We start from the raw sequence: 24,434 nt of genomic DNA, 5'->3' as shown, positions 1-24,434 counted from the left end.
GTCGGTTGAGTACGTCCGTCTGGGTCGTCGTTGTTCATCGGTCCGGCACAAACGGTTTGCCGAGCGATGCCGGCGTGTTGATCAGGGTCATGCGCCGGTTGTGTGAGATAAGGATCAGTACGACAATTGTCGCAACATAGGGAAGAGAAGAAAGGAATTGCGAGGGAATGCCTATGCCGAAAGCCTGAGCATGAAGCTGGCTGATCGAAACCGCCCCGAAGAGATATCCGCCGGCGACGACACGCCAGGGGCGCCAGGACGCGAAGACCACCAGCGCAAGCGCGATCCAGCCGCGCCCCGCAGACATGTTCTCTACCCATTGCGGCGTATAGACGAGTGACAGCTGCGCGCCGCCGAGACCGGCACAGGCACCGCCAAACAAGACCGCCAGATAGCGCGTTTTGATGACATCGACGCCGAGCGCATGCGCGGAGGCGTGACTGTCTCCGACGGCGCGCAACTTCAGGCCCACACGGCTCCTGAACAGGAACCAGTGTACGCCGGCAACCACCGCGATCGACAGATAGAAAATCGCATCCTGGCGGAACAGGAGCGGCCCAAGAAACGGAATCTGCGAGAGCAGCGGAATGGTGATCGGTTGCAGCTTGATCCCCTGCATCCCGAGGAAACTCTCGCCGAGCATGCCAGACACGCCGAGCCCCAGGAGCGTCAATGCCAGGCCGGTCGCCACCTGATTGGCGACAAGCGTCAGCGTAAGAAAGGCAAAGAGGAGCGAAAACAGCGCCCCGCAAGCGATGCCGGCAAGCAGGCCGACATAGGGCGAGCCGGTGAGTTGCGTTGCGGCAAAGGCACTGACGGCACCCATGATCATCATGCCCTCGACGCCGAGATTGAGGACGCCTGATCGCTCGGCGACAAGTTCGCCGATGGCCGCGAGGACGAGCGGCGTCGCGGCTGTGATGACGCTCAAAAGGATTGCTTCAACGATGCCCATCAGCGGTTTCCATCCGTCTTTATCGCGGCTAACCTCTCCCACACGAGCCTTATGCGATAGTGAATGAGCGTATCGCAGGACAGCACGAAGAACAGCAACAACCCCTGGAACACACGCGTGACCTTGTCCGACACGCCGATCGAAAGCTGCGCTGCCTCGCCGCCGAGATAAGTCAAAGCCAGGACGAGACCAGCGGCGATGATGCCGAGCGGATTGAGGCGACCGAGGAAGGCGACGATGATTGCCGTGAAGCCGTAGCCGGGCGATATCACCGGCCGCAATTGCTGGATGGCGCCGCTGACTTCCGCGATTCCGGCAAGGCCCGCCAGCGCACCGGAGAACAGCAGCGAAAACCAGATCATCTTGCGAGACGAGAAGCCAGCAAAACGCCCTGCCCGCTCGGATTGACCAAGCACGGTAATCTCGAAACCCCTGAGAGTGTAACGCATCATGAACCAGACGAGGATCGCGGCAATGATCGCGAAGGCGAAGCCCCAATGCGTGCGCCCGGAAGCGAGCATTTCAGGAAGGATCGCATCGGCGGTGAAGATGCGGGTTTCCGGAAAGTTCATGCCCTGGGGATTGCGCCAGGGACCGCGTACGAGCCAGTCAAGGAAGAGCTGGGCGACATAGACCAGCATGAGGCTCGTCAGGATCTCGTTGGTGTTCATATGTGCCTTGAGGAAGGCAGGTATGGCCGCAAAGAGAGCACCGCCAAGCATGCCGAGCAGCATCATCATCGGCAGCGTCAGCGGCGATTGCCAGTCGTAAAAGACGACGGGCAGGATCGAGCCGGCGATCGCCCCCATGATGAACTGGCCTTCGGCACCGATGTTCCAGTTGTTGGAACGGAAGCAGACGGAGAGGCCGACACCGATCAGGATCAGCGGCGCAGCCTTGATCGCCAGTTCGTGCAGCGACCAGACTTCGCTCAACGGCTCGACGAAGAAGCTGTAGAGCGCGGTCACCGGATTTTTGCCGAGCAGCGCGAACATGATGCCGCCGAAGAAGATGGTCAGCGCGAAAGCGATAAACGGCGAAAGAATTGAGAACAGCGCCGAGACCTTCGCGCGCTTTTCGAGTTCAATGCGCATGTGCCGCTCCCGCACCTTCCGTCTTGGCGTGCATGCCCCCCATCAACAGACCGATTTTCTCACGTGACAGTTCCCGTGCCGGATAGGGATCGGAAAGACGCCCTTCGCTGATGACGGCGATCTCGGTCGCCACCTCGAATATTTCGTCCAGGTCCTGGCTGATGACGAGCACGGCGGAACCTGTTTTGGCGAGGTCGACCAGAGCTTGGCGAATGCGGCTTGCCGCCCCCGCATCGACGCCCCAGGTCGGTTGGTTCACCACCAGTACGGACGGCTGGCGATCGAGTTCGCGGCCGACAATGAACTTCTGCAGGTTGCCGCCCGAGAGCGAACCCGCCGGAGGGTCCTCACCGCTCTTACGAACATCCATCGCCTCGGAAATCCGCCGCGTCGCGGCCTTCACCGCACTCTGACGAATGACCCTCAGGAACCCACCACCGAGAAACGCCCGCTTGTCGGATTGATTGCGTGCCAGGACCAGATTGTCCGACAGGGAAAGCGCTGCGACCGCCGCGTGTCCATGCCGTTCCTCGGGAACGAAGCCGGCGCCCATCAGACGCCGCGCGTTGATATTCCTTGTTCCGACGGGTCTCTGCCTTATCAGCACTGCGTTGTCATCCGCGACCGGATATTCGCCCGACAAGGCGTCGAAAAGCTCGCTCTGGCCATTGCCGGCCACGCCGGCAATCGCCAGCACTTCTCCCGCCCGAACCTTGAGAGAGACGTTCTTCAGCGAAACCGCGAATGGCGTGCGCGCTGCGACCGAAAGATCGCGCGCCTCCAGTTGCACGTCACCCTTGGTGTTCGTGCCTTCCGGGGTTACCGGCGCGACATCGCTTCCGACCATCATCCGCGCCAACGAGGCCGGAGTTTCGGCGCGGGGATCACAAGCGCCCGTCACCTTGCCGTGTCTTAGAACCGTCGCGCGGTCGCAGATGCGTTGAACCTCCTCGAGACGATGGCTGATATAGAGGACCGAGCGGCCTTCCGCTTTAAGCTTCTGCAGTGTCTCGAAGAGGCGGTCGGCCTCCTGCGGCGTCAGCACCGAGGTCGGCTCGTCGAGAATGATCAGCCGCGGATTCTGCAAAAGCGCACGCACGATCTCAATCCGCTGGCGCTCGCCGACGGAAAGGTCCGCGACATGCGCCTTCGGGTCGAGAGGCAAGCCATAGGCACGCGAAAGCCGCGACGCCTCGTCGGCAACGCGGGCAAGCGAGACGTTCCGATCCATCGAAAGCGCGATATTCTCGGCGACGGTCAGCGCCTCGAACAAGGAAAAATGCTGGAAAACCATGCCGATGCCGAGCTTGCGCGCGTCACCGGGGCTGCCGATACGGACCGGTTCACCCTGCCACGTGATGTCGCCGGCCGTGGGCGCGAGCACCCCGAACAGCATTTTCACCAGGGTCGACTTGCCCGCCCCGTTCTCGCCAAGCAGGGCGTGGATTTCTCCCGGCTCTATCTGCAGATTGATCGCGTTGCAGGCTGCGAACGAGCCGAACAATTTCGTCAGGTTGCTCACGGTCAACAACGGACCGCTCGCAATTTGTCCCTTACCAGGCACGCTGCCCTCTTTTCCCCTCTATTGATCCCCGCCCACCTTCAGGTTTCGGTCATGGAATCAACAACGTCGTTCCACTCGTTTTTCTTGTTTCCAGATCCGTATGTGCTCGGCCGGCTTCGGCGAGCGGATAGGTCTGATTGATATTGATACGCACTTTGTTGCTTTGCACAACATCAAACAGGGAATTTGCGCATGCCTCCAATGCCGGTCGCGTTGCGACATAGGCGAAGAGCGTCGGGCGTGTTGCAAAGAGCGAGCCCTTCTGCGCCAGGATACCGATGTTGAACGCCTCCACCGGCCCGGACGAATTGCCGAAGCTGACCCAGAGCCCGCGTGGTTTCAGGCAGTCGAGCGACGCCGGGTAGGTATCGCGGCCGACCGAATCGTAGACGACATCGACGCCACGGCCGCCGGTCAGCTCTTTGACGCGCGAGACGAAATTGTCCGTCCGATAGTTGATGACATGGTCATAACCGTGCGCGAGCGCCAGCTCGATCTTCTCCTGCGAGCCGGCCGTGCCGATCACGGTCGCGCCCAGCGCCTTCGCCCATTGCCCGGCGATCAGGCCGACACCACCGGCTGCCGCATGGAAGAGCAATGTCGTCTCCGGGCCAACCTTGAACGTCTGGTTGAGCAGATACTGGGCCGTCATGCCCTTGAGCATCATTGCAGCGGCCGTTTCCAGGCTGATCCCGTCGGGGACCTTCACTAATTGCGATGCCTCGACATTGCGTTCGCTTGCATAGGCGCCATCCGCCGACGCGTAGGCAACCCGGTCGCCGATCGAGAATAGGCTCACCCCGTCGCCGACGGCGGTGACGATGCCCGCTCCCTCCTTGCCCGGAATGAAAGGCAAGCCGGTCGCCGACTTATAGAGGCCGGTTCGGAAATAGACGTCGATGAAATTGAGGCCGACCGCCACTTGCCGGATCTGGACTTCGCCAGGCCCGGGCGCCGAAAGCGTTACGCCTTCCAGCTTCAGGACCTCAGGTCCACCGAGTTCGCGAACAACGATCGCCTGTGCCATGGTCAACTCCTACGCGCGGCCGAGATTGGGAAATATCTGCAGAACAAAACCGATGACGTAGAGATAGAGTCCGGTCGCCACCACGCCAATGGCCACCCAATCGGGTGTCTCGAAATGCAGAAGCAGAGCATACATGCCGAGCGCGGACCAGGCCAGGAAAACGCCGAGATTGAGCGGCCTTAGCCTTTCGACGCGCACGGGATGGAGAAAATTGATCGGCAGGAACGTCAGCACGACGGAAAGGAAAACGACGATCGACGCCGTCACTTCGCTCGCCTGGATGACGAAGAGCGTGAAAACGATCATGTTCCAGACGACCGGAAAACCGGAAAAGAAATACTCGTCCGTCTTCATTCCCATGTCGGCATAATAGATGGCGCTTGAAACGACGATGGCGCCCGCGGCCACGAATGACCACGGTTCGCCGATCATGCCGCTTTGATAGAGCGCGAATGCGGGCAGCAAGACGTAGGTTACGTAGTCGATGACGTTGTCTAGCGTGTCGCCCGACCAGTTGGGTAGCACTTCCTTGACCTGAACCTTGCGCGCGATCGGCCCGTCGATGCCGTCGACAAGCAGCGCCAGCCCGAGCCACCAGAACATATCGACGAAGCGATGTTCAGCCGCGGCCACGACCCCGAGGAAGGCGAGGAACGAACCGGAGGCCGTCAGAATGTGTACGGAGAAGGCCCTTATCTCGGCGTAAGGCACTCTTCTGTAATTAAAGAACTTCATGGGCGACGCCGCCTATCCCCTACATTCCCCGCCTTTTGCGCGACCGAAGCCACACTTTGACCGCATCGGCGGCGCTTTGGCCGTAATATGCACCGTTTGCAATGCATCGCCAGCAAAATTCAATTGTAAAAGCATCGCGATGGAATTGTCTTGTGGACACGCGGTGCTTGCCTCCGCGTTGATTCTGCCCATTTATTTCAATGAGCTGTACGAGTAGAAACGACTACCGAGACTTTACAGCGCCGCGCGTCCAATCGGACGCGCAAAGGTCGCTGTAGCACTTTGAATTGCTGCATGATTTTGTCCTTAATCGATTCCGATTTAAGGAATCATGCAGTAAGAGAATGCGCAGGGATGCGCACGGGAAGAGGCCCCTGTCGGCTATGGATCACTATGACATCGTCATTATCGGGGCGGGCCTTGCAGGCTCGCTCGCCGCAATCGCGCTGGCGCGAAACGGCCACCGAGTCGCGCTGGTCGGGCCGAAGCCCGCGATCGCGGACGGACGCACCACCGCCCTCATGGACCAGTCGATCGAATATCTCAAGAAGCTCGATCTATGGGATGAGACCGTGCCGCTGACGGCGCCGCTCGTCGCCATTCATATCATCGACGGCACTAAGCGTCTGCTGCGTGCGCCGCCGGTCAACTTCAGGGCATCGGAAGTTGGATTGGACGCCTTCGGCTACAATATTCCGAACGCGCCCTTCCTCGAAATTCTCGAGAAGCATGAAGCCAGGCTGCCGACGCTCGACCGAATAACGGTGGCGGCAACGGCCTTCGACCTCGAGGAGGAGGAGGAAGTCCGGATCGGCCTCGGCGACGGGCGAACGATCACCGCCGACCTGATCATCGGTGCCGATGGCCGGCGTTCGGCCGTGCGCGAGGCGGCGGGGATTTCCGTGCACACATGGTCCTATCCGCAGACGGCTGTCGTGCTGAATTTCGGCCATGAGCTTCCGCACCAGGACGTGTCGACCGAGTTCCACACCGAAGCTGGCCCGTTCACGCAGGTTCCGCTTCCCGGCAACCGCTCGAGCCTCGTCTGGGTGCAGAAGCCGCGCGATGCGGAAGAGACGCTGAAGCTTGCACCGGATGTGCTTTCGCGGACGATCGAGGATCGGCTGCAATCGATACTCGGCAAGGTTACCGCAGAAGGCATCCCGCAGTCCTTCCCGCTCTCGGGCATGACGGCCCGCCGCTTCGGCAAGGGGCGCACCATGCTGGTCGGAGAGGCGGCCCATGCCTTCCCGCCGATCGGCGCCCAGGGCCTCAACTTAAGTCTGCGCGATGTCATGACGCTCGTCGAACTCGTCGGATCTTCGACCGGCGACAGGCTGCCGGCGGACACCGGCGATCGGTTCGACAGCCGCAGGCGGGTCGATATCGTCACCAGAACCGCGAGCGTCGATCTTCTCAATCGCTCTCTGCTGTCGGGATTCCTTCCGGTTCAGGCGCTGCGTGCAGTCGGCTTGCACTTGCTCTCGTCCGCCGGTCCGCTTCGTGGGCTGCTGATGCGCGAAGGCATTCATCCGGGCAGCGCCATTCACGCGCTTAAGGAGGCTCTACGGGAAAACATCAGCCGGAAGAGCGCCTGACCGGATCAGAAAAAGCAGGCCGGTTACGGTCGCGACCGAAAGCAGCGTCGTAATGAGGATTGTCGCCGAGGCGCGCTCCTGCCAGACGTGATACTGGTGGGCGATTACGAAGACGTTCGTTGCCGTCGGCAGCGATGCGAGTAGCACAGCCGTCTGCACCCAGATAGGATCATAGCCACCGCCGAGGCTGAGCGCGACATACATCATCACCGGGTGAAGGACGAGCTTCACCGGTACGATGTAGCCGAGTTCGACGGGGATCCGCTTGATCGGCCGCAGCGCAAGCGTAACGCCCATGGCAAACAGCGCGCAAGGAGCGGCCGCCTGCGCCAGATAATCGATCAGCCGCTGAAAGGGCACTGCAGGCTGTATTGCAAGGAACGCCGCGACGACACCGGCCAATGTCGACAGAATGAAGGGATGCAGCGCGATCCTCCGCATAATGCCGAGCGCGAGAACCACGGGCGGCTCCTTACGACCACCCGTAGCCGCCATCATTGCCGGCGCAACGGTAAAGTGCGCCGCATTCTCGAAGCAGAAGATCAGCGCGACGGGAACGGCCGCGGCCTCACCGAGCGCAAGCAGCGCCAGCCCCGGTCCCATGTATCCGATGTTGCCATAGGCCGCGGCAAATCCCTGGATCGTCGCCTCCGCGACGGTGTTCCGGCGCAGAAGCAGGCCGACCGAGAAGATCAGGGCAAAGACGACATAGGTCGTCCCGACACTGGTCAGGATAAAGTCTGCGCGCGTCAGCTCTTCGACAGGTGTGCGCGAGACCAGCTTGAAGAAGAGCGCCGGCAAGGCCAGGTAGACGATGAACGTGTTCAGCCAGCCCATCGCTTCGCCGGGATGATCGACAAGGCGTGCAGTGAGATAGCCGAGAAAGATCAGCCCGAAAAACGGCAGCACGAGGCCTGCAATTTCCGTCATGTCCCCTCCCCCTGTCCGTGCCCGTGCTTACCCGATTTGCGATAGGACAGGGAAGGTCTGCTGGAACCAGATCGCCACCGCGCTGATGAAGCCGAAAAGGAAAGCAAGCCCGGCGGCGACGAGCAGTGCGCCCATCAGTTTTTCAACGAGACCGAGATGGCGTTTGAAGCGTGAGAGAAACTGCATGAACGCCCCGGAAAAACCGGCCGCGATCCAGAACGGTACGGCAAGGCCGAGCGAATAGATCGCCAATAGCAGTGCCCCGTCGCTTACGGTGTCGCGCGCCGCAGCGACCCCGAGAATGGTACCGAGAACAGGACCGATGCAGGGTGTCCAGCCGAAGGCGAAGGCCAGGCCCATGATATAGGCGCCGGACAATGTCGCGGGCTTGCCGCCGCCCTGAAAGCGCGCCTCGCGGGCAAGCAGTCCGATGCGGAAGACGCCGAGGAAATGCAACCCCATGACGATGATGATGATGCCGCCGATGCGCGACAGCAGATCGATATACTGCCGCAACAGCAAGCCGACCGACGAGGCGCCCGCCCCAAGCGCCACGAAGACAGTCGCAAATCCGAGCGTGAAGAACAATGCTGCGGGCAGCACGGCGCGCCGGGTGCTGGCAATCGCGACGGCGTCACCACCGCGAAACTGGTCAACGGAGACCCCGGCCATATAGCAGAGGTAGGGTGGGACAAGTGGCAGCACGCAGGGCGAAAGAAAGGACAGAGCGCCTGCAAGGATGGCGGTCCAGATGGAAATATCGGCAATCGACAACGGCTAGAACTCCGGCACTCGGCATATCGCCCTTTCTATACGTATACGTATACAGTGAAACCAATCACCTTTTGGCGATCATTTTGCCGCACGCGTCCGGCCTCTGACCGGAAAGCTGATCAATGGAAGCAGGCTCCGCGGCGTGCAGCCACGCCATATATGCGAATCGGCCGCATTCTCGATTTGCGATCGCTTTGCTCCTGATGCATAAGCATGTGCAACTGCATTTTTTAGGTTGACCGCAGCCGGGCTCGCGTGCATATGTCCGCCCACTTCCGCCGGGCTTCGCGGCCGCGGCGCGGGAGCGCGTAGCTCAGTCGGTAGAGCAACTGACTTTTAATCAGTAGGTCCAGGGTTCGAATCCCTGCGCGCTCACCATAAAAATCAAGCACTTATCGGACGTTTCCGCTGGCTGATTTTCACATAGCAAGCACATAGTAAGCAACTTGCAAAAGTTTGGTGCTGGCTTTCGCTACAATGATCTACCCATCCGCAATATCATTCCTGTCAGCTCGACAGCGATTCTATCCTCATAAGCAGAGCATTCCCGTTCCATTCGATCGTAGGTCGCCCAGTGCATGCCCTTTGGCTTCGGTGGAAACGGATCGTCAAACCCGCCATCGCATCCAAGTTTCTTTCGTATCTTTTGCGCTTTGGACATTGCACGACCGGATGCGTCCTCGTTTTGCGAAGCATAGGCTAGGCCCGAGCACTTACGGCACCGGAAGTGACAACCGCCATAAACCACCAGACAACGCCGCTGACAGCGTGGGCAACTCAGGAATAGGCGCGAGCCCCCGAACGGCTGTTCTAAGCGCTCAAACCAAATATGTTCGTTTACCGGCACCCAGTCGCCACCCGCCGGCCTCGTTCTGTAATCGAGTTCCAGAGTTTCCGCGTGAACCTTGTATCCTATCCATCCGGTCTGTTCACCGCCACGGGACCAGGACAGTGTTCCTTGCGAGCCGGGTCGCAACATCCCCTGTTCGCGCATGTAGCGGATATCGATACGTAAGCTGGCTTCGCATGTTGCACGCGAACTCCATCGCCATTGATTTCCCGATCCCACGCCGCCCACGTCCACCTCAGATTTTGCCGAAATCTTGTGGCAACTTTAGCATGAAGTCGCTAAATAAGGGATCTTTCGAGAAGGTTGCCGCAACAAATAAAGTTGAGGTTTAGGATTTATGCTGGTTGCTCAACGGGTAAACGATTTCATTACATCCCATTTCCCGAATGCTGTGTGCGACAAGTGCATTTGCCTTGCAATGAAATTCAATTCTCATGCGCATTCAGCCCAGATTACCGGTGCTCTTGGAACAACTAGCGATTTTGAGCGGGAACGTGGCCAATGTATTCTCTGCAAAGGTGAGCGCATTGTTATCCGTAACCTAAAGACCTAACGTCGAAACCTCTAGTGTGAAAAATCTGACGCTTGGTACCGGAGCCGAAATACCGGTTTCGACCCGTTGCGGTCGCTCGTGGATATCTGGTGTCGGCCAAAGCAGACCTCGCGCCTGAGACGTATCGCTTTACTTCCCCAAAGCATTGCGGAGTCGCGCTAAGAGCGCAGCCACTTTCGAGTTGTCCGGTTGCAGCCTTGCGAGCCGCTCTGTGATCGTCAGAGCTTCGCCGTGGCGTCCGAGCTTCAACGCCAATCCGATCGCGGTGCCCATGAGGTCGGGGTCTTCCGTCCGATCGACGATGATTTTGTCCAGCAGTGCGTACGCCTCCTCCGTCCGACCTACCGCATCGAGGGCAAGTGCAAGTGTCGTTCGATACCGAGCGTCGCTGGGCTCAAGGCGAAGAGCTGCTTCGAGTTCTTCGATCGCTTCGGTCATTACCTTCGTGCGAACGAGTGCCAGCCCGTGCCCGTACCGCAGATCGGCGTTGTCGGGCAGGCTCCTGACTGCCGCGGCATATGCACGTTCTGATTTGTCATTCTGGCCGGCGAGGCGATAATGTTCTGCAAGGTTGACGTGGGAACCTGCAAGCGTCGGATCGAGCACGATAGCCTGCAGAAGGACCTTTTCGGCTTCATCAACGCGCCCCTGCCCAGACAGGAACAGTCCGTACCTGCCTTGCACCTCAGCGACGTCGGCATTCGCTTCGGCGTAAGCCTTCAGATCGTCGGCGGCTTTGCCGAAGGCACGCCGCTCGTTTCCGAGCAGTTCCAACTGCGTTCCGGCGAGCGCGGTGGCAGCCGCCACACGTACCGCCCGAGCTTGGTCCTCGAGCAGGACGCCGATTGCGTCGAGCCGAAAGTCCGGCGGCAGGTTGGTCGCGGCCTCGGCAGCCCCCAACCTGACGAGTGCATCATGGTCTGTCGCGGCCGCCTTGACGTCAGGGGCTGACGCCGATCCAGCGACCCGCGCAATCTCGGCAACCGCGCTGGCTCTGACGAACCCCGACTGTTTCCGGTCCGCCAGGAAGTTCCGCAGGGCTTCGACCGATGATCGATCGCCCTTGGCTGCGGACGCGAACGCATGGGCCACCGTCGGACGATCGCGCCACGTCTTGCCATACCACGCGTCCATCTGCGCGGCCGCCCAGCTGTTAGTCTTGCCTTCGTGGCACGAGGTGCATGCGTTTGGAATGCCGTACCTTTCCGAGAGGTCGGGGCGAGGAACGACGAAGGAATGGTCCCGACGTGGATCGACTTTCATGTAGGTTCGTTGCGGCATGTGGCAATTCACGCACTGCGCGCCCTCCGATCCCGTTGGATGACGCGTATGGGCAATCGTGTCGAACGCACCCGTTGGGTCGTAGCCGGCAAATCGCCGCGATCCCGGCTCGGCGTGGCATTGCGTGCACAGGGCGTTTGCCTCCGCACGCACCGTGCCAGCATGGGCATCGTGGCAGTCGACGCAGACCACGCCCGCTCTGGCCATCTTGCTCTGCTGGAAGGAGCCGTATTCAAACACCTCGTCCAGGATCTGGCCGTCGGGGAAATACAGGTCCTGTCGCATCAGGGCTGGCGAGAAGTAATCAAGATAGGCCTTTCCAGGCCCAAAACCGTCGAGAAGCTTGATGCGTCGCGAGTGGCAGGCGTAGCAGGTACCCGCATCACCCTTTGGCATGACAGCTCCGGACTGCGCTGCCGAGCCCATCGACGGGTTTTGCGCCCAATTCACATGGCGGGCACCGCCGCCATGACAGGACTGGCACCCGACGCTGGTCGCTACATAGGTCGATTTGTATTTGCCTGTCTCTGGCTGGAAATTGTTGCGCGCATCGGTGGAATGACAGTCGATGCAGGTGCGGTTCCAACGATAGAATGGTCCGGTCCAATGGTAGGTCGATCCGGGCTTGGGAGCGCTGCCCTTGCCGAGCCAGATCCACTCTTCCTTTGCGGCATCCCAGGCGATGTCCAGCGCCTGCAACCGGCCGCCACCGATATCGACCAAGTATTGTTGCAACGGGTGGTATCCAAAAGTGTATTTGACCTCGAAATCGGAAAGCGCGCCGTCGGATCCCTCGGTGCGGACGAAGAAGCGGTTGTCTCGCTTGAAAAAGCGGGTCTCGACGCCATCGTGCTCGAACCGGGTGTCGTCGAAGCTGGCGCGCACCGTTGTTTCATCGGCGACGGCCATTGCCTTGGCATGGTCGGACCTTGCAAACGCGGCTGTCTGCTCAGCGTGACAGGAAGCGCAAATCGTCTCGTCAGCGAACCCGACGTGAGGAGCGACCAGCGGATCGGGCCACACCGAGCGGGTCTCCGCGGCCACTGTCGTGGCAAGGGTGGCAAAGGGGAGAAGAAAGGCGACGAGCGCATCTCTTACGTTCGTGGACCATGCTCTGATCACCGTCACACCTCCGCCCGGATGCAACCCGATCTATACAGAGCGAATATCTCTTTCCATCCAAATTTCATGTCGGTGACTGTTCATCCATTGAAGCGCCGCAACGGCTCATCCGCAAGCTCAAGGGCAACAAACGCATCTTCCCGCGTTTCGAAAAGCTCGACGTGGACCTTAAGAGCCTTGCTACATCTCGCCTCGTTCATCTCATCCTGTAGTGTTAACGGGCCCTAATAACACGGAGGATAGGGGTAATACGGCCGAGCGGCCGAGGCAGTCGCCGCGCCAATCACAGCGCCGGTGGCGATGCCCGCGCCGTAATAGACGCGGGATGGGCGTACCAGCCGCCATGCCAGACCGGCGCATGAAAGCCGGCGCCGCCGGCCATTGCGACACCACCGAAGCCGCCGCGCGCAGCGTGACCTAGAGCAAAGCGGCCCTCACTCACGATCGGGCCACTCCTGCCATGGTTAATTCCCTGTCGGTATGGGAATGCGAATGCCTTCTTTCGCCAGTTGCTCTCGTGCCCATTCAAACTTCTCGTAGTCCGATAGCGTGATGGGGCCGTTATACGTCAGGCTTTGAGATTTCCTTGGGGGGTACTCGACGTATGTCGCCATGATCTTCTTGATCTCCTCGCCCATGACGACACCCATCCACGTGCGTTCGGTGAAGTTGTTCATAAAGATATCGTAGCGTTCCTGCGGGTCCTGCCAGAGATCAAACACCTGCGGAACAGTGGCAACGTAGCTCTCCGGCCCCTTCCAGCCCAAATTGGAGTCAACCGCCAAGCCACCCGTGGCGCGACCGTCGTCACCGCGCAGATTGAAGACAAATTTGTAATTGCCTACGCGGACTGCACCGGGAGACAGTTCGTTCTCGGTGAAGTAGAACCACGTTTTGCGCGGTGATTTCCCAGACCCCAGCAAAACTGGCGTCATGTCATAGCTGTCAAAGATGATCGGCTTGTCCTCGCGATCCTTGTCGGGAAGTGGCACGCCAGCGACAGAGGCGAAAGTCGCCATTAGGTCGAGCCCGCCCAGAATTTCATGGTTCTTTGCATTAGGCTTGATCTTGCCGGGCCACACCGCGATTGCCGGAACCCGATTGCCACCCTCGCGAAGCGTACCTTTTGAGCCACGGAAGGGCGTGTAGCCGGCATCCGGATAGACGTCCTGCCAGGCCCCGTTGTCGGTCGTGTAGAAGACAAGGGTGTTCCGATCCATGCCGGTTTCACGCAGCTTGTCCATGATCCGGCCGATGCGTGTGTCGAGTTCCACTATCGAGTCGGCGAATTTCGACTTCGATAGCGATTTGTGCTCGAATTCAGGAGCCGGCATATTTGGCTGGTGAACCTTCATGAAGTTCACATTGATGAAGAACGGCTCATCTGGAGTTTTTGCCGCTTCATCGAGGAATTCGATCGCCGCCTTCTCGACATAGCTGTCGAAGAAGGGAACGCCAACAACACCTGGCTTTCCGTCGATCACGGGAGTGTCGACATATTGACCGTTCACTTTGAAGTCCTCGGTCACCGGCCCGCCGGCTTTGCCAGAGAGCGCTCCTTTGGTGACCTTTTGGAACATCGCCCTTAGTTCCGGATCCATATCCGGGAACCAGGTCGGATCTCCATAGGTGTAGGCATTGAGATGATAGAGCCCGGCGTACTTCATCTCGTCATAGCCCTGCGCATTCGGCAGCGCGTAGTCGGCTTCGCCCAAATGCCACTTGCCGGTGAAGTAGGTGTGATAGCCGCCACGCTTCAAGACTGACGCAAGCGTCCATTCCGCCGCTGGCAGCCCGCCCCCCTGGCCTTGGAAGGCAACCGTGGTCATGCCGCTGCGGTTGGGGATACGCCCTGTCTGCATAGCCGCACGACCAGGAGTGCAACTCGGTTGCGCATAAAACGAAAAGAAGGTCATTCCTTCATTTGCCAACTTATCGATGCTGGGCGTCGGCATGCCGCGCCCCTCGCCGCCCCCGTAGGGGCCAAGGTCACCATACCCGGTGTCGTCAGATACGATGAACAGGATGTTGGGTTTTCGCGACTCTTGGGATTGAGCCTGCGCGCCCCCTCCCCAAAGAGCTGCTGCACATGTAAATGCAATGAGATTGCAGATGCCGGCTCTTCGCGTCATCTTTCCCTCCCTCAATGGGGCCAAGAAAATGACCAGAGTCTCCGAGACGAACGGTATTCCTCCGCATTGTCTGGCATTTCACCTGGCTTTGGATCGCTGAGACTAATTAAGTCAGAATAAAGAGATACGTTGTTCCACTCATTCGACCTCCCGTCTGCTAACGCATTGGTATGACGCAAGGAATCGTGGGAATGCGCGCTCGCGGCTAATTCCTGAAACAGCCACCGTGACCAGCCGCATTGGGACATCCGTGCGATTGTCGGGTATGGGAGCCCAGGCCTCGCTCTCAACCTCGCCTTTGACCCCACAGGGAGATGCTATCGCAATCGCTTTTGTTGGCTTACACCCTCTCGTAAGAGTATCGCACAAAACTGGCTTCGCTTCCAGATTGAAGGTCAGACGCCGCACGGCAGCGCCCTGCGAAACAATCTGGCCGACGACGCGCCGTTTCTGCCAAGGCGAACAGTCAAAGAGGTTCCGGCCCCGATCGTTGATTGCTGAGGCAGTGAATGATACGAATCTGGGATTGGAGGCCGAGGTTAAGAGGAGAGTTCTTCGATGATGCTCGTCTACCGAGCCCTGTCGGCGGCGCTCGCAGTATCTGCGTGCGTGAGCATCGTCAGCGCAACCGAGGCGCAAGAGAACGCCGACATAACCGTCATTGCGGCTCAGATCCGCAGCCAGGGATATGCTTGCATAAATCCGACCTCGGCGGAACCTGTGGCGGCAGAATCACGCCCTGACGAGCCGGTCTACGTCCTGCTATGCGAGAACGCGACCTACAAGGTGCATCTGGTTCCCGATCAGGCTGCGAAGGTGAAGCAAATCAAATGAGCGCTCCCCGGCTGACTACTGCCGCGCAGACGGTGAGATCGAACGCGCCGACCGCCCGATCTCCCTGTTCATCGGTCTGCCGCGTGCGTCCAGCGCACAAGGGTCGCTGAAGCAGCCGGAGGTTCGGTTACATAACGACCGCCGGCCTGCATCATTCATTGCAACGACCAGAATGCGTTATCGTACATGCCGTTCCAATCACGATGGCCCGAGCGGACCGGTTTTTAAAATGGGTAAGGGCCTCCGCAATCAGTAAAAACCAGAAGCCTGCGAATCTCATACGACTTTAGATTTTACCCCACCGCCCGACAACCAAGCTCCCATCGGTGGGATCAATATAAATAGACACCCTCTCTTCTTCCTCCCCCTCTCCTCTTTCTCCCCCTCTCCTCTTTCTCATTGGGCGGTGGGAATGGGATTTCCGATCTGGGATACGGGCGTCAGCATGTAAAGATCGGGCTCCATGTGCTTGCCTTTACGCAAGAGCCTTATCAGACCCAGGTCGCGCAGGGTCTGTTTGCAGCGATCGATGGTACTCTTCGACAGGGCAACCCTTTTCGATCTGGCGATTGCCTCGGAAACCACGGCAAATGGCTTGGCGGCCGTATGGCCGTGGCTTTGCACAAGATAGCTATAGAGCAGCAGGCAATTGCCGGCACCCGAGCCGGCCCCGGCATTGATCAAATCGAAGGCCGCGCGCGGCATCCGGAACTCAGATTGGCGGCTTGCATAAAGCTTGCCGCTTTGGCGCATTCGCCAAACGGAAGAACAAGCCTTCTTAATTTCAGCAACGGTTACCGTTTGCGGGTTATCGCAATGGATGCTGGCCCATAGTGTCACGTCCTTGACCAGTTCGATTAACGAAACGCTGGCGTGCCCGAGCGAAACGGCATGTTTGAGTAGCGCGGCGTTGCGGTCGCCTATCTTGATCAGTTGGCGAGTAAAGGCCTGCGTCGGCACCACGTTGGCAACATTGGGCAGCGCGGAAGTCGGCGTGTCGCCAACGGCATTGATGACACGAAAACGCGTCAGCTCCCGAATTGGCGGCAACGGGTGTCCGTCAGGATCGTATGTCCGCCCATCCGGGCGAACGGAGCCGGGGCCGATAACGAAATGATTGTGACCTGCCTTGAAGTCGATGCTCATTTCAGCAGTTCTCAGATTTGTGGGCATCGCCTGACCGGCGCCAAAATAAAGATGAGCACCGCGCGAAGTCCAAACTCTAGCGTTCGGCTCGGGAAAGCGCTTCGAAACATATTCCCGCGTTCCATCGTCCCAGGTGTCGCAATCGACAACGGCCAACCCGTCCAAGCGGACGCCATAGGTACAGGAGTCATGCTTCCGCATGATCTTGAATACGGTCTCTAGCGGCATCCGTCTGGATTTCGGAGCGTTCCAACCGCTGCGAAGCGGCTTCTTGCCGTCTTCGCCTCCGCAGGGAATGAGATGATACCCTAACGAGAACAACCGCTCCATTTCCTCCACCGGAACCCGAGCGGAAACCTTTTGTTCAATTGTGCGGGAGAGCCTGTTCATCGGCACCCTCCAGCAACAAGAATGACCTGAATTCTATTGCAGTTACCGGGACACAATGCTAACGCACTCAAGCACTTAGCCTTTCTTCCAATGCGGGGTGATTGTGACCTCCGGCGGCAATCGGTCTGTTTGGCGACGTCCGATTGCTGGCCGGTGCGAACTTCAGACGATAGCTTTTCCGCCGTACTCTGAAGTCGAATTGAAGCTTTGCGCTGCAATCCAGGCCTCCAGATCAGACGGGCGATAGGCCACCCGCCTTCCAAGTTTCACGAAACGCGGCGACGCGCCGGAGAGACGCATTTTTGCCAGCGTGGAAGGTGAAATATTGAGGATGTTCGCTGCTTCATCGGCGCTAATAAGATGGTCCATCGATTTTCCTTTTTCCGGTCTGCCTTGGGAGGCGGCAACACCAGGACTATAGAAGAATCGTGCGGACTTTTCATCCAAATCAATGCTTTATGCCCAGTTATCCCACGAAGATTCACGCAGCCACCGAGAAAGACATAAGCTTTTCGTCATGTTGCTTCGCACACTAAGAAGAGACAACGCGAAGCCCAGGAAGGATACTGATCTGCTTCCCAATCTGGCCGGCTGCATGCTTCATCGGATCATCTGCCAAGTGTGCATAGCGCGCCGTGGTCTGCGGTTGCGAATGCCCAAGAAGCTTTCCAATCATCGGCAGAGACATGCCGCTGGCGACCGCAATGGACGCGAAGGAATGGCGCAAATCATGGATGCGGACGTTTCCCAGCCCTGCCCGTTGCCGTATGGCGCTCCATGGCTTTTGCAGGTTTACAAGGCAGGAGGCTACGCGCTGGCCACAGATCACATAGGGATTGCCTTCAAGCCTCGGGACTGACGCCAGCACCTGTGAGGCGGGCGGGCTGAGATAAATGGTCTTCGCGCCGGTCTTAGAGTCTGGCAGGCGGACACATGAATTTTCGAAATCTACCCAATCCCATTGCACCGTCAGAATTTCATTGAGGCGGGCACCCGTCAGGATCAAAAGCCGGATTGCTGCAATGACAAACGGGCTTGCACTTCCTTCACGCTCGACCTCTGTCAGGACCTCTCCCAGGTGGGCAAGTTCAGCCGGAGAAAGAAACCGCTCCCGCTTCCGTTCCTTAAAAAGCTCGACGTGAAGAGCCGGGTTCGTCAAATCGCCACGAAATCCGTTCTTTTCGCACCAATTGAAGAACTTCCGCAGCACGGCCAAGAGGCGATTAGCCTGATAGGGCGTGGCCGAAAGCTGATTGTGGAGCTGCGCGATGTTGTGGCGCGAGACCTCCGTGATCGGCATTCGGCGCAATTTGTTCGGGATTAGCTTCTCGACTAGGCGCCGGTATTCCTCACTGGAGCGGCCTTTAAGCTTCGCGTCTGCATGTTGCGCTAGGAACTGGTCCAGTAGTTCGCCGGTGTTCTGCTCCTCCCGCTTCGCCTCTCGTTCGGCCATGGGGTCTTCACCCCTGGAAACCTTGCGCAATGCCGCCTGTGCCTGCGACCGGGCTTGATCGGCCGTGATATGACCAAAGAGGCCAAGTGTCATACGCCGCGACTGTCGTCCGATACGGTATTGCAGCACGAAAACCTTTCGCCCCTTCGGCGTGACCTTCAGGCCATAGCCCGCCAGCTCCTCATCCCAAACAAAAACGTCCTTGGCTTCGGGGTTTGTGCACTCGACAAGCCGCTTCGTAATCTTGGACATGTGATCCTGCTTACTAGAATTGGTTCAGTAAGCACATAGTAAGCGAATCTGGCGGAAAGCTCAAGAATCTCCGGGAACCACACGGACATTAATCCCGTGTTTTTCAAAGCATTTCCGCGTGTTATTGATTTTCAATCCAATCGCAGCACGTCGGGACCGTCAAACTTTTAATCAGTAGGTCCAGGGTTCGAATCCCTGCGCGCTCACCAAATATATCAATAGTTTACTGAAGATACTTCAGGTAAAGCATCACCTTTGCTCCGCGTCAGGACAACAATTGGACCCGGCAATTGTCCCGTGTTTCGAAATCACGATGATCGAAATGACACCTAACGTTCGACGAATCTCGAACTGTGGCTCATACACATCGCGCGGCGGATAAAGCTCGGGCTCGATAAATTCGCTCTTCCTTACGTGCGCAATCCGGTCTCTATCAGTTGGAACCAATGAGCCCTCCAACTGTTTCCCCTCAAGCTTGCGTCAAAAGGACAGCCCCCATGTTCACCGCCCTGTTCGTCGCTTCGCTCCTGGCGCCCACGAACGTGCTCTCGAACGTCGCCTCGGTGGACGACTTGCAAGCGGATTTCGAACACGCCGTCGCCTGTGAGCAGATAGACGGCCGCAAGGTCTGGAAGGGTGAAATCGCCTATTACATACAGTCCTATGTCTATGAAGGCGACGCCACGGCCCAGACCGACGCCGCCGACGCCGTATTGCCCGGGGACAACACGCCCGAAACGGTCAAGGAGTTCGAACGGGCCTGCGCGGCGAGCGAGTCGGCCCGGTCGTCCCGGTCGCCCCGCTGACGCCTATCCCGCGTCTGAAGCCGGGAGCGAATTGCCTCCACGACCGTGTGCCACTTCCCCGCGTAGAGAAATTTCTCCGCGGTTGACACTTCGCATCTTCAACGGGCTCGATTGATATTCGCGGCTGTAAGCGCGCGAGAAGGCCGAGAGGCTATCGAAGCCGCAACGCAGGGCGATGTCGCGTATCGGAATCGCCGAATCGCGAACAAGCCGGTGCGCCACCTGAAGCCGCAGGCGGAGATAATAGGCCGCGGGACTGATCGAGAGCCCCCTTGCAAAGAGGAGTTCGAGCTTGCGCCGTGAGATGGATAGCCGCCGCGCCAACGCCGCAACGGTCAACGGCCGCTCCAGCGTGCGCTCCATCAGCCTTATCGCGCCGGCAAGCTCCGGATCGCTCGCCTCGATGCGGCCAAGCGACACGAAAGGCTGCACATCGGTGGCACTGTGCATCTGGTCGTAAACGAAGATGCTTGCCACATCGAGCGCCAGGGCCGGCCCCAACCTCTCGGTGATCAGGTGCAGCATCATGTCGAATGTCGGTGAAGCGCCGCCGGAGGTCCAATATTTACCGTCGGTTACGAAGCGGTCACCGATAACGGTAAGCGCCGGGAAAGTCTGGCTGAAATCCTCGAGTTCTTCCCAATGCGCCGTTGCCCTGCGGCCATTGATAAGCCCCGACCGCCCGAGCAGCCAACAGCCGGATTCGATCCCCGCCACGATATCGAAGTGACGGGCGCACTCCTGCAGCGTCGCCAGAAACCGCTTCCCGGCGTGCCTATGAAGATTGAAGCCGCCGATCACCAGGAGAAGATCACCGCCGAGCGGCGGCGCGAACCGACCTTCGACATTGATCGGAACGCCGCAGGTCAGCATGGCCGCCTCTCCATCGCCGGACAGGAGCCGCCAGCGAAAGACCTGTCTGCCGGCCACGCGATTTGCTGCGCGCATAGGATCCAATACCGAGGCCAGCGACATGATCGACGACTCCGGCAGGACGACGACCACGACCTCAATCGGAGATTGTTTTTCGACGCGTTGTGACATGCGGATAACGTCAAATTTGATGCGTGATATGTCAATTCCAAAATCACCATTCAGGCATTATCGATAGGCAATCGATCTCCCTTCGCGCGGCATTTTGCAGCCCCGCGCAGAGACGTTCCCCTTTCCGCGATTTTTCCGGGACGGGCCGGTCGGAATCCAACCCGCCGGTCCGTTTTTTCTTTGCGCGATGCATGGGATGCGACCGAACTGATTTTTGGCAGACTCGTTCCCTATTAGTTGATACTCTCCGCAATTAGACAACAGGAGGCATCTGGAATGAGCAGAACCGTGCTTGTTGCGATCTTCGGCGCGTCGCTGCTGGCGGGAACGTCTAACGCAGCAGACCTGACGGAGGCTCCAGCGCCAGCGCCGGTTGTCGAAGCTGCCCCCACATTCGTCTGGACCGGCGGCTATGTTGGCCTTCAGGGCGGCGGCGGATGGCTCAACAGCGATTTAAGTGTCCCCGGGGCAAGTGCCTCTGAAGACTTCAGCGGCGGCCTCTTCGGCGCGTTCGCCGGTTACAACTACCAGCAGGGTGATTGGGTTCTCGGTATCGAAGGAGATGTCACCTACAATTGGAACGACAAGACCATCAACGTCTTTGGCGCGAACACCGAGGTCGGAACCGATGTCTCCGGATCGGTGCGCGGGCGCGTCGGCTACACGTTGAATGAAAAAGCCTTGCTGTACGCGACCGGCGGCTGGGCGGTGACCCGCGGCTTCGTCGATGTTCCCGGCGCGCCGAAGGAGAAGGAGACCTTCAACGGCTGGACCATCGGCGGCGGCGTCGACTATGGCTTCACCAACAACGTCTTCGGTCGCGCCGAGTATCGTTACAATGATTTCGGCGACGAGGACGTCAACGGTGTCAATGTCGATCTCGACCAACATCAGTTCACCGTGGGCGTCGGCGTGAAATTCTGACGTCTACAGCGCCGCGCGTCTTATCAGACGCGCAAAGGACGCTGTAGCACTTTGATTTGCTGCATGTTTTTATGCTTGAATCGGCTACGAATTAAGGAATCATGCAGTAAGATCGTTTCGATCGACGCCCCCGGCCGCCACTCCCGGGGGTTTTTTCTGAGGACAAGACCACCGGCCGGGCGCCAGGTGGCGGGCGATGCGGCCCGGGGAACCAACGCACGAAGGCAAATGAAAACCGGGAGGAACAATGGGAAAGTTTCTCGAATTTCTGGGCGGCGTCATCGCGATCGGCACGCTCGCTTTGCTTGCAATGACGCTGATACCCTCTCTCGATATCAGGACCCTGCTCACCGTGCTCCCCTGGGCGTTCCCTGCAATAGCCGGCGGACTCATTCTGGTTGCCTTCGGCTCGATGCTCGATCATCTCGCCGCGATTCGTTCAGCTGCGGAAAAACAGGCGGAGATCTTCCAGAAGCTCTTGGATCGACGAGTTCCGCCAAAAACCGAATAAGAATCCTGCCTGCGGGGCAGCCGCCGCAGTACAAGTTCCGCGCGAATCATTGTAAAATCAAGGCCCTCTACTGCTAGCATGACCTAAGAACGCCGCTGCAGTCTTCGGTAGATTGAGGGCGCCTTTAATTCTACTGGTTGAAAAATCTGACTTCTGGCCCAATATTCACGTTGAGACGACCAACCTGAGGAGGAGTCGCCATGAACAGAAATGTGGTCATCGGCATCATCGTTGTCGCACTCATCATCCTTGCCGTAATATATCTGATGCCAGGAACCGGTCCACAGACAACCGAAACGACTCCCGCTCCAACGACGACGGAACCAGCAACGCCTCCGGCAACACCAGAGCCACCGGCAACGCCAGCGCAACCGGAAACGCCAGCACAACCTGAAACGCCAGCGCAACCAGCAACGCCAGCGCAACCGGAAACGCCAGCCCAACCGGCAACGCCACAGCAACCCGCGACACCACAGTAGGCTTTCCTACTCGCTGCGCTCGCCTGGCGGATGAGACCGCGCCGCACGTCATTGAGACGCACGGCGCGGTGACTTTGAGCTGCTGATCCGATTCAGTACGTCGCGTAACAATCAGCTTGGGCACGCTCAGTAGTAGGGCGAGACGCACTGCTGGCGGGGGCCGTAGTACGGCTGGAAGCTGTTGTCGTATGCCCGGTATGAGCGGTACTGCGCATAGCACCAATCGACATGAGCGCGGCTCCCATCCGCATAGACGCGTCGCGGCGGTGGCGGCGCTGCGATCGCACCCCCAATGACCATGCCCGCTCCAAACGCCGCCACCGGATACCACCATCCGTCACTGTGCCGACGATAGCCGTCCCGGTGGTGGCGATAACCGCGATAGCCGTTGTAATGACCGTAACGAGGCCCGTGATCGCCGCGCCAACCGTGACGCGGTCCGCCATGGTGCCAGGGCTTATGGTGGACCAATTCGATCCCGCTCGGGTTCGGCTGCGACACCGGCGCAAAGGGCATGGCCTGCGCCGGCGCGTAGCTGGTGAATGCCGTAAGCGCCGCAAGGACGAATACACCGATCTTCTTCATTCATATCACCGAATCTGTTTCCGATCGGGCGATCTTTCCTTGCCGCGACTGAACCGGGCATGAACGCCCACAGAAGTCGATGACGATGCACATCGTGAGGAAATTGGAGACCAATGAGGCTGCATTCGCGACTCGGTGCGGTGGAATCGCCGGGCGCGACTGCGGTCAGACTTCTGGCGAACGGAGTGATTTGCAGCTCGGATCCGCAATATCCTGGCAGCGGGCGATATCTTGGCTGCTACTGCATGCCTCCTTGAATCGACCTCGATTTAGAGACCTTTGAGCATCTGATACGACGCGCGGCGCTGCAGTGTCGACTCAGTGAGAGGCCTGCCATTGCGCGCAAGCGCTACGGCAGGCCTTCCGGTTCCATTCGATCGGCCAGCGGCCTTTCGATACACGTGACCGACTCCCCCGACCCTGCTCGGTAGCAGATCGGGAGGCGATCGCTCAGCCTCAGCCTATACGGGGGCAGCCTGGCCGATTTGCAAAGTATACGGTCGTGAGGCCGCGGCGTCCGACGCCGTCGACGACGACCTGCCTGCGCGTAACGGCTTCAATTTCGGGATCACTTAGCCCCAGCCTGTAGGCGCGGCGAATGGCCTGGCGTTCGCTGCAACCGCGATAAGATCCATAGTTGTCGGGGTCATACTCCCGATCGCGCATTTGCACGTCAGGCCCGCCCGGGCCAATATACAAGTCCAGAGACTGGGCCGGCGAAGCGGATGGCAGGGCCATAAGGGCGCCGGCCATGGTCAATCCGGTCGCAAGAACCTTACCGATGTTCATGGCTTCTCCTCCATGTCCTCATTTAAGTCGTTGCTAAACCTCAACGATGCTGGACGGATAAAGTTCCAGTGCGGCCGCCCGAAGCCAGTCCGCCGACCACCACTGCATGAACACCGCATTGGCGCGTCAGCCTCTCCGGCTGCCCGTCAATTCTGTGCCTCACGGACCACCTGCCATTGATCCGACGACCACCATCACCACCGCGTCGACATCGATTTCGCCATTGACAGTGAGTTTGCCCCTGGTTCGGCTGACACGCAGCTTCGAAGGATCTTCAGCGGCTTGCCGCTCAAGTTCTTCAGCGACCGCAGCGATCGCTTTCGCCTCCAACGCGCCCTGATTTAAATCGCTGGTACCCATTTCCAGAAAACGCCCTCCTTGCGTTCGGGATAATGCTTGAATTCACACTCGAATCGCCGGCCATAGGACGCAGCTTCCGCCAGTGCCGCGTGAGCCGGCGGATTCATTCCTGTGCCTGGACCGAACCAGTCCTCAATGAGATCATCGGGAACGTAGGTCCCTATCCTCAAGGGAAGACTGGCCAACACGAAATCCATCTCTTTTGGCGGTGGCATGCGCACTCCTCCTGACCAGACTAACAAGACC

23 protein-coding genes, 1 tRNA gene and 1 pseudogene are annotated in these 24,434 nt (G+C 59.0%); 6 read left to right on the top strand and 19 right to left on the bottom strand.

The window, feature by feature from the left end:
• Positions 1 to 34: 34 nt before the first annotated feature.
• From RB548_RS07180 to pcsA, 5 genes are read right to left on the bottom strand one after another with little or no spacing between them, the layout of a single operon-like run.
• Positions 35 to 955, bottom strand: coding sequence for an ABC transporter permease (locus RB548_RS07180; RefSeq protein WP_331374264.1), 921 nt, complete (start codon positions 953 to 955; stop codon positions 35 to 37).
• Positions 955 to 2,049, bottom strand: a complete 1,095-nt coding sequence (locus RB548_RS07175; protein WP_331374263.1) for an ABC transporter permease — start codon at positions 2,047 to 2,049, stop codon at positions 955 to 957. Before RB548_RS07175 ends, RB548_RS07180 begins: the two co-directional genes overlap by 1 nt.
• Positions 2,039 to 3,613: an ABC transporter ATP-binding protein gene (locus RB548_RS07170; RefSeq protein ID WP_331374262.1), complete on the bottom strand. Its 1,575-nt coding sequence runs from the start codon at positions 3,611 to 3,613 to the stop codon at positions 2,039 to 2,041. The genes RB548_RS07175 and RB548_RS07170 overlap by 11 nt, the downstream gene beginning before the upstream one ends.
• A gap of 49 nt (positions 3,614 to 3,662) precedes the next feature.
• Positions 3,663 to 4,640 carry a quinone oxidoreductase family protein gene (locus RB548_RS07165; protein ID WP_331374261.1) on the bottom strand — a complete coding sequence of 326 codons (978 nt, stop codon included), beginning with the start codon at positions 4,638 to 4,640 and terminating at the stop codon, positions 3,663 to 3,665.
• 9 nt (positions 4,641 to 4,649) lie between these two features.
• On the bottom strand, positions 4,650 to 5,375 hold the full coding sequence (gene pcsA / locus RB548_RS07160; protein WP_331374260.1) for a phosphatidylcholine synthase: 726 nt from the start codon (positions 5,373 to 5,375) through the stop codon (positions 4,650 to 4,652).
• Between the two features lie 383 nt (positions 5,376 to 5,758).
• On the opposite strand from pcsA, the gene RB548_RS07155 reads away from it, so the two are divergent.
• The gene (locus RB548_RS07155) at positions 5,759 to 6,973 is read left to right on the top strand and encodes a UbiH/UbiF family hydroxylase (protein ID WP_331374259.1); all 1,215 of its coding nucleotides are present in this window, start codon (positions 5,759 to 5,761) and stop codon (positions 6,971 to 6,973) included.
• On the opposite strand, the gene RB548_RS07150 is transcribed toward RB548_RS07155, so the two are convergent.
• Together RB548_RS07150 and RB548_RS07145 are read right to left on the bottom strand one after the other, a co-directional pair.
• The gene (locus tag RB548_RS07150) at positions 6,941 to 7,903 is read right to left on the bottom strand and encodes an AEC family transporter (RefSeq protein WP_331374258.1); all 963 of its coding nucleotides are present in this window, start codon (positions 7,901 to 7,903) and stop codon (positions 6,941 to 6,943) included. The genes RB548_RS07155 and RB548_RS07150 overlap by 33 nt on opposite strands.
• Before the next feature lie 27 nt (positions 7,904 to 7,930).
• Positions 7,931 to 8,677, bottom strand: coding sequence for a cytochrome c biogenesis CcdA family protein (locus RB548_RS07145; RefSeq protein WP_331374257.1), 747 nt, complete (start codon positions 8,675 to 8,677; stop codon positions 7,931 to 7,933).
• Between the two features lie 302 nt (positions 8,678 to 8,979).
• Here RB548_RS07145 and RB548_RS07140 point away from each other — a divergent pair.
• Positions 8,980 to 9,055: transfer RNA gene (locus RB548_RS07140), tRNA-Lys, on the top strand.
• Positions 9,056 to 10,209: 1,154 nt separating this feature from the next.
• Here the strand turns inward: RB548_RS07140 and RB548_RS07135 are convergent.
• The 3 genes and pseudogenes from RB548_RS07135 to RB548_RS07125 all read right to left on the bottom strand — a co-directional run bounded on the left by RB548_RS07135 (position 10,210) and on the right by RB548_RS07125 (position 14,615).
• Positions 10,210 to 12,507, bottom strand: coding sequence for a tetratricopeptide repeat protein (locus tag RB548_RS07135; protein ID WP_408642401.1), 2,298 nt, complete (start codon positions 12,505 to 12,507; stop codon positions 10,210 to 10,212).
• A 200-nt stretch (positions 12,508 to 12,707) separates the two neighbouring features.
• Positions 12,708 to 12,895, bottom strand: a pseudogene (locus RB548_RS07130) (hypothetical protein); the annotation flags it as partial.
• Positions 12,896 to 12,947: 52 nt separating this feature from the next.
• Positions 12,948 to 14,615 carry an arylsulfatase gene (locus tag RB548_RS07125; RefSeq protein ID WP_331374255.1) on the bottom strand — a complete coding sequence of 556 codons (1,668 nt, stop codon included), beginning with the start codon at positions 14,613 to 14,615 and terminating at the stop codon, positions 12,948 to 12,950.
• Between the two features lie 558 nt (positions 14,616 to 15,173).
• Here RB548_RS07125 and RB548_RS07120 point away from each other — a divergent pair.
• Entirely contained in the window at positions 15,174 to 15,449 is a 276-nt protein-coding gene (locus RB548_RS07120; protein ID WP_331374254.1) for a hypothetical protein, read from the top strand.
• A 396-nt stretch (positions 15,450 to 15,845) separates the two neighbouring features.
• Here the strand turns inward: RB548_RS07120 and RB548_RS07115 are convergent, their stop codons facing one another.
• The 3 genes from RB548_RS07115 to RB548_RS07105 all read right to left on the bottom strand — a co-directional run bounded on the left by RB548_RS07115 (position 15,846) and on the right by RB548_RS07105 (position 18,690).
• Entirely contained in the window at positions 15,846 to 16,985 is a 1,140-nt protein-coding gene (locus RB548_RS07115; protein WP_331374253.1) for a bifunctional DNA primase/polymerase, read from the bottom strand.
• 162 nt (positions 16,986 to 17,147) lie between these two features.
• Positions 17,148 to 17,354, bottom strand: coding sequence for a helix-turn-helix transcriptional regulator (locus tag RB548_RS07110; protein WP_331374252.1), 207 nt, complete (start codon positions 17,352 to 17,354; stop codon positions 17,148 to 17,150).
• Between the two features lie 163 nt (positions 17,355 to 17,517).
• Positions 17,518 to 18,690: a tyrosine-type recombinase/integrase gene (locus RB548_RS07105; RefSeq protein WP_331374251.1), complete on the bottom strand. Its 1,173-nt coding sequence runs from the start codon at positions 18,688 to 18,690 to the stop codon at positions 17,518 to 17,520.
• Positions 18,691 to 19,187: 497 nt separating this feature from the next.
• Between RB548_RS07105 and RB548_RS07100 the strand changes: the two genes are divergently transcribed.
• Entirely contained in the window at positions 19,188 to 19,496 is a 309-nt protein-coding gene (locus tag RB548_RS07100) for a hypothetical protein (protein WP_331374250.1), read from the top strand.
• A 3-nt stretch (positions 19,497 to 19,499) separates the two neighbouring features.
• Here the strand turns inward: RB548_RS07100 and RB548_RS07095 are convergent, their stop codons facing one another.
• Entirely contained in the window at positions 19,500 to 20,540 is a 1,041-nt protein-coding gene (locus RB548_RS07095; RefSeq protein WP_331374249.1) for a GlxA family transcriptional regulator, read from the bottom strand.
• 276 nt (positions 20,541 to 20,816) lie between these two features.
• On the opposite strand from RB548_RS07095, the gene RB548_RS07090 reads away from it, so the two are divergent.
• A complete protein-coding gene (locus RB548_RS07090; protein WP_331374248.1) occupies positions 20,817 to 21,464 on the top strand; it encodes an outer membrane protein in 648 nt (215 codons plus the stop codon).
• A 247-nt stretch (positions 21,465 to 21,711) separates the two neighbouring features.
• Positions 21,712 to 21,975 carry a hypothetical protein gene (locus tag RB548_RS07085; RefSeq protein WP_331374247.1) on the top strand — a complete coding sequence of 88 codons (264 nt, stop codon included), beginning with the start codon at positions 21,712 to 21,714 and terminating at the stop codon, positions 21,973 to 21,975.
• Between the two features lie 243 nt (positions 21,976 to 22,218).
• Here RB548_RS07085 and RB548_RS07080 read toward each other — a convergent pair whose 3' ends face one another.
• The 5 genes from RB548_RS07080 to RB548_RS07060 all read right to left on the bottom strand — a co-directional run bounded on the left by RB548_RS07080 (position 22,219) and on the right by RB548_RS07060 (position 24,403).
• On the bottom strand, positions 22,219 to 22,449 hold the full coding sequence (locus RB548_RS07080; RefSeq protein WP_331374246.1) for a hypothetical protein: 231 nt from the start codon (positions 22,447 to 22,449) through the stop codon (positions 22,219 to 22,221).
• Between the two features lie 131 nt (positions 22,450 to 22,580).
• Positions 22,581 to 23,039: a BA14K family protein gene (locus tag RB548_RS07075; protein ID WP_331374245.1), complete on the bottom strand. Its 459-nt coding sequence runs from the start codon at positions 23,037 to 23,039 to the stop codon at positions 22,581 to 22,583.
• A gap of 456 nt (positions 23,040 to 23,495) precedes the next feature.
• Entirely contained in the window at positions 23,496 to 23,828 is a 333-nt protein-coding gene (locus RB548_RS07070) for a hypothetical protein (protein WP_331374244.1), read from the bottom strand.
• 159 nt (positions 23,829 to 23,987) lie between these two features.
• A complete protein-coding gene (locus RB548_RS07065; protein WP_331374243.1) occupies positions 23,988 to 24,188 on the bottom strand; it encodes a hypothetical protein in 201 nt (66 codons plus the stop codon).
• On the bottom strand, positions 24,170 to 24,403 hold the full coding sequence (locus RB548_RS07060; RefSeq protein WP_331374242.1) for a hypothetical protein: 234 nt from the start codon (positions 24,401 to 24,403) through the stop codon (positions 24,170 to 24,172). Before RB548_RS07060 ends, RB548_RS07065 begins: the two co-directional genes overlap by 19 nt.
• Positions 24,404 to 24,434 lie beyond the last annotated feature (31 nt).

This window comes from Sinorhizobium chiapasense (assembly GCF_036488675.1).
Lineage (GTDB): Bacteria > Pseudomonadota > Alphaproteobacteria > Rhizobiales > Rhizobiaceae > Sinorhizobium > Sinorhizobium chiapasense.
This window is presented reverse-complemented; position numbering and strand designations above follow the sequence as displayed.